Raw genomic sequence first — 5705 nt, forward strand, 5'->3', positions numbered from 1 at the left:
CACGCCCGAAGCGGGATCGAGCCCGCATGCGCACTCGATCCCGCCGTGTCGTGTCTTGCGCTAGACGCCGGATCCTTCTACCTGAGTTTGCTCAGCAGCGGCAAGTTCCTGCTCTTCCTTCGTATACTGGCGATCCAGAACCTTGATGAACGGCCAGTAGAAAAGCCCTTGGAGAAGCAGAATGACGATTTGCAGCGCACCGCCACGCCAATCTCCGCACATCATCCAACCGCCGAACGGCGCCGGGAGCGTCCAAGGAACCGGAACGCCTGTCGGCCGCGGAACGATACCAATCTCCATTACGATATAGGCAAGCGCCACGCAGATAAGCGGCCCAAACACGTATGGGATGAGCAGCATCGGATTGAGCACGATGGGCAAACCGAACGTCACGGGCTCGTTCACGTTGAAGATACCCGGGATGATGGCGCCCTTTCCAACCGCCTTCAAACGGTCGGACTTGCACATGAAAACCATCTCGATGCACAACGGCAAGGTAAGACCCGTGCCCGTGAGGAAGATGATCATATCGGTAAAGGCGGTCGTCGCCACGAAGGGGCGCAGCGCCAACGGATCGGCAGCATATACCTCGAGGTTGGCCGCACGCGCAGCCTCCCACAGCGGCCCCATCACAGACTGGACGACGTTCGTGCCATGAATACCGAAGAACCAGAGAAAATCGTTGAAGAACGAGGCGATGAGCGTACCGGGGAGCGTCGTACCCGCAGCGGTAAGCGGCATCTGCAAAATGCCATAGATGAGATCGGACGCGGTCACATACGGCGTCGCCTGAATCGCATAGCGCGCGATGATGTAGACAACGGCACAAATTGCCGCGGGAATAAGCGCGGCGAACTGCGAGGAAATGAACTCGGGCACCGCCGCGGGCATCTTGATCGTCAGGTTGTGCTTGATGCACAGCGCGTAGATCTGCCCGGTGGTGATGGCGATGATGAGTCCCAGGAAGAGGGTTGTCGCCGTGAACTCGCCCAGGGCGATCATACCGTTTTCATCTGCGTGAATGAGAATGAAAAAGCACATGAACGAGATGACCACCGCAGGCATCGGCGCCACGTCGTTGCGACGCGCGAGCTCGTAGGAGGTGCCGCTCATAGCAACGAGGCTCAAGAGGCCGATCGTTGCCGGGTTCAAGATGCTCCAGTTCCAATCTGCCCAGACCTGCTCGCCAACAAGACCCGCCATGAACGTTTGGAACGCATCGAGTGGGAAATCACTGATGATGCATGCAAACGCGCCGACGAGCAAAAGCGGCGTCGACAACATCATGCCGTATTGAATCGCCATCAGGAATTTATTCTCCTGGAACTTGGCAGCAACAGGATAGATGTACTTCTCCAGCATGCTGGTGAGTTTTTCCATCATGATAAGGTCCTCCCTTCCTGTCCGTTACGCGAACTCGGGCCATTCGGAACCGTTGGCCACCTTGAAATCGGCGATGATCTTCTTGGCGACATCGGCGTCGCGCACGAGGCGGTTCTCGGTGAACGCTTGCAATAGTTTCATGTCGCTATGCTCGAAGATGGCATCGACGAGCAGTTTCTCGCAGGCATACTGGTTCTCGAGGAGACCCTTCTCGAACGCCGGCACCTCGCCCACCTGCAACGGCATGAGCTCCTGCGCGCCCGCGAGGCACGTGGCCTCGAGCATCATGCCCGGATCAAGGTTCGGGCAGATGCCCTTGTTCTCCGTCATGACGAGCGCGGGCTCCATCGCGTTGTTCACAATCGAGAGCACGAGTTCGACAAGGTACGCGGCGTGCACATCGTTGTCGGCGTAAACGGTCTCGACGCCGAGGTCGCGGATGCTCGCGCGCTTCGCGGCGATCTTATCCGTGAGGTCATACTCCGTGCCCTTCATGTGCCCGAGCTCGGAAATCGCGTTGCACCACGTGAACACGTCGTGCTCGCGGCCTGCGATGACCTCGTCGTACCGCGTGTGCTCGGGCGTGTAGTGCGCATAGGTGCGATCGGGATACACGTAGTACAGGTTGTAACTGTTCGGCAGCGAATAGGGGAAGTCGCGGATCATCTCGAGATGGTCGAGGAACGTGATGCCCCAATGGTCTTCAGGCCCGCGAATGCGGCTCTTGAACTGTGCGTGGATCTCGTCGTAGTTGCTCATGATATGGTCGAGCAGCTCCGGCAGCACGTCTTCGCCGGTCTTCCGGTCGAGCAACCGCGTGAACCAGCCGAAGTGGTTGAGACCGAAGTACACCGGCCAGATGTCGGAGCGTTTCTTGCCAATGAGCGGCAAATAGTGGTTTAGCACATCGGGCGGCATATCGCAGATGTTCACCAAACGCGTGTCACCGGGGAACGCACGCTTCGTTGCCTCGGCGACGATCGCCGCCGGGTTCGCGTAGTTGATGATCCAGGCATCGGGCGAATAACGACGGATGTCCTTCACGAGCTGAATCATGGCGGGCACGCTGCGGATGCCGTAGGCGAGGCCGCCCGGGCCGCACGTCTCCTGGCCGATGCGCCCGTATTGGTACGGGATCTTCTCGTCCGCGTTGCGCAGCCCCATACCGCCGGCGCGAATCTGCACAAGGGCGAAGTCAATGTCCTCGAACGCCTCCGCAGGATTGGTCGTGTACGAGAACTCCAGGCCCTCGTAGTACTCGCGGAACATGACTTCGCCGAACTTGCCCACAATCTCCTGGCGCTCGGCGTCGATATCGTAGAGTTTCACCTTGCGCAGCGGGAACGAATCCTGCAGCAGGCAGAGCAGCTCGATCATGTCGGGCGTATAGGTGCTCCCACCTCCGCAGATCACTACTGAGTAGCGTTTCATGGCACCTCCTAGACCATGGCTTCCTTGCCATGCCAGCGGATGCAACGGGCCCTGTGCAAACCGGCACACTGCCACTGTAAACAATTGGTTTGACCAATTCGGCACCAGTGGTGAAACAGGATACGGTTCCAAAAGATGTAACCTGTTACACCCACTGCTCTCTAGGAGAGTCTAGGGAGCCTAGCTGCTCTTTTTCGGCGCAGTGAATCGCAACTGGTTGTAACCAGTTCCCCTCTACAGCATACTGAGGCGTTTGCAAGCGCAGCGCGCAAGGAGTTTGGCTCCCGCCTACTCCCCCAGTGCCATCCCTCGGAACGCGATGCCGCACGAGGTGAGGATGCGCTTCGAGATGAGATTGCCCTCGGTGCCGTCGTACTTGTCGCTCAAGTACACGACCTCGCCGATACCCACCTGCGCCAGGATCTTCGCGCACTCGTTGCACGGGAAGAGCGTCACGTACACGGTGGCGCCGCTCATGTCTTTGAGCGAGCCGCGGTAGTTGAGCACGGCGTTCGCCTCGGCATGCACCACGTAGCTGTGCTTGTCCATGAGCGGGTCGTCCGAAACGCCCCACGGGAACTCGTCATCAGTGAGGGCGGAGGGCGTGCCGTTGTACCCCACGGAGAGAATCCGGTGGTTCGTGTCGGCGATGCACGCCCCGACCTGCGTATTTGGATCCTTGCTGCGCATGCTGGCAGCAAGCGCCACACGCATGAAAAACTCGTCCCACGAAATGACGTCGCTGCGCTTCTCCGACATACGCGCTCCTCTACGCCAACGATGCGAAATGATACGACTAATCCGTCTGGGATTTTATCAAAACCTAGCTCTGACGATAATGCTCGAAGAAGTCGGCGAGGTCTGCCATGGCCTCGCGCAGCACGCCCATACGCGGCAGGTAGACGATGCGGAAGTGATCCGGCGCGCCCCAGTTGAAGCCGCCGCCACGCGTGATGAGGATGCGCTTCTCGTGCAGAAGGTCGAGAGCGAACTGCTCGTCGTCGGTGATATTGAACTTCTTCACGTCCATCTTCGGGAAGATGTAGAACGCCGCCTTGGGCTTCACCGCCGTGATGCCGTCGATGGCGTTGAGCGCCTCGTAGACGTAGTTGCGCTGCTCGTAGACACGCCCGCCCGGCTCGACATAGCGCTCCACGCTCTGGTACCCGCCGAGCGCCGTCTGCACGATGGACTGCGCCGGCACGTTGGAACACAGGCGCATGTTCGAAAGCATGTTGATACCGTAGATGAAATCACCCATGCAGCGCTTGTTGCCGGAAAGGATCATCCAGCCAATGCGATACCCGGCGATCATGTGCGATTTCGACAGGCCGGAGAACGTGACGCACGGCAGGTCCGGTGCGAGCGAGGCAATCGAGATGTGCTCGTAGCCATCCATGCATAGGCGGTCGTAGATCTCGTCGGATAAGATCATGAGCTGGTGCTTGCGCGCGACCTCGACAATCTGCTCCAAGATCTCGCGCGGGTAGACGGCACCCGTGGGGTTGTTGGGGTTGATGATGACGATGGCTTTCGTCGCGGGCGTGATCTTCGATTCGATGTCCGCAATGTCGGGACACCATTCCGCCTGTTCGTCGCAGATATAGTGTACCGGGATGCCGCCGGCGAGCGTGGCGCATGCGGTCCAAAGGGGGTAGTCCGGGCTCGGGATGAGGATCTCGTCGCCGTTGTCGAGCAGCGCGTTCAAAGTGAGCTGGATGAGCTCAGAGACCCCGTTGCCCGTGTAGATACCGTCCATCGTGACGTTGGGAAGATGCTTGAGCTGGGCATATTGCATGATGGCTTTGCGCGCGGAGAAGAGGCCGCGCGAATCTGAGTAGCCCTCGCAGTCCGGCAGCTGCTGGCGCATGTCCTGCACGACTTCGTCTGGCGTACGGAAACCGAACGGCGCGGGGTTGCCGATGTTCAATTTGAGGATGCGCAGGCCCTCGCCCTCCATGCGGGCGGCCTCGTCGGCCACGGGACCGCGAACGTCGTAGAGAACGTTGTCGAGCTTGGACGATTTGTTGAACTGGCGCATGACGGTGCTCCTTTGGTCGTGCGGGAATGCTTGCGGAGGTACGGAGTTGGAGGCGGCCTCAGACCGCGCGGCAGCTCGAGCAGGCGTGTGGGTTCGAGCGCCAGAGGCTTCCGGGGGCAGGTTCTCGTTTGAGACGGTACTCGCCCGGGCAGCGTCCTCCCCTGTCGCGAGCCACGCCGGTGCGACGTCGAGGATGCCCGCAAGCAGATCGACCACCTTGGGGCGCGGGGTCACCTTACCGCTCACATACTGACTGACCTGGCTTTTTCCCAGCTTCTCGCCACGTGCGGCCGCCGCCTGGATAAGGTCGGCCTGCTTCATGCCGCACGCATGCATCGCTTGCCGCAGCCGTTCTGCAAACGTTTGATCCGCCATGGCGCCTCCCGTCGGCATAAGTAATAGGTTCAATTTTTTGAACCTATCTTGCTTACACTGGTTCAAAGTTCAATTTTCAGCAGTATAGCATGCAGCAACGCACCGAGAAGTTCAATTTTCAAAATAGTCCCGATACCCTACAGCGCACGGTTCAGCAAGCCGGTGCTTGGGCACGTGCCCTGCCGTTGCGTACAGGAAAACGAGGTGTATCTGGGTTCACGCGCAACCGTACCGACAACGCGTTCCCTCGCGCCGTCAACTCGCAAGCTCGATGGTGTACAGCGGCTTGTAGGTCGCGCCTTCGGAAGAAAGTTCGCTCTTGAAAAGGGCCATGCGCGTCGCTCGACCAGGTTCGGGAAACTCGAGCACCGGCAGCTCGCCCTGCGGCATGCGCGCGCGACGAGCAAGCGTGATATGCGGGCGAAACGCTTTGCGGTCGTAGGCGACCCCGCACGCATCGAGCGCGGCGCGCACA

General features: G+C 59.7%; 4 protein-coding genes and 1 pseudogene. All 5 read right to left on the reverse strand.

The features are described 5' to 3' along the window. Positions 1-60: 60 nt before the first annotated feature. Complete coding sequence (locus QZ079_RS07620) at positions 61-1383, reverse strand: PTS sugar transporter subunit IIC (RefSeq protein ID WP_291289092.1); 1323 nt, start codon at positions 1381-1383, stop codon at positions 61-63. Positions 1384-1407: 24 nt separating this feature from the next. Then, on the reverse strand, positions 1408-2814 hold the full coding sequence (locus QZ079_RS07625; RefSeq protein WP_297037214.1) for a 6-phospho-alpha-glucosidase: 1407 nt from the start codon (positions 2812-2814) through the stop codon (positions 1408-1410). A gap of 288 nt (positions 2815-3102) precedes the next feature. After that, positions 3103-3573 carry a dCMP deaminase family protein gene (locus QZ079_RS07630; protein ID WP_291289090.1) on the reverse strand — a complete coding sequence of 157 codons (471 nt, stop codon included), beginning with the start codon at positions 3571-3573 and terminating at the stop codon, positions 3103-3105. A 64-nt stretch (positions 3574-3637) separates the two neighbouring features. Continuing rightward, positions 3638-5230, reverse strand: a complete 1593-nt coding sequence (locus QZ079_RS07635) for an aminotransferase class I/II-fold pyridoxal phosphate-dependent enzyme (RefSeq protein WP_297037216.1) — start codon at positions 5228-5230, stop codon at positions 3638-3640. 255 nt (positions 5231-5485) lie between these two features. Beyond that, a pseudogene (locus tag QZ079_RS07640) lies at positions 5486-5705 on the reverse strand (RNA 2',3'-cyclic phosphodiesterase); the annotation flags it as partial.

The organism is uncultured Enorma sp. (assembly GCA_905210055.1).
Taxonomy (GTDB): domain Bacteria; phylum Actinomycetota; class Coriobacteriia; order Coriobacteriales; family Coriobacteriaceae; genus Enorma.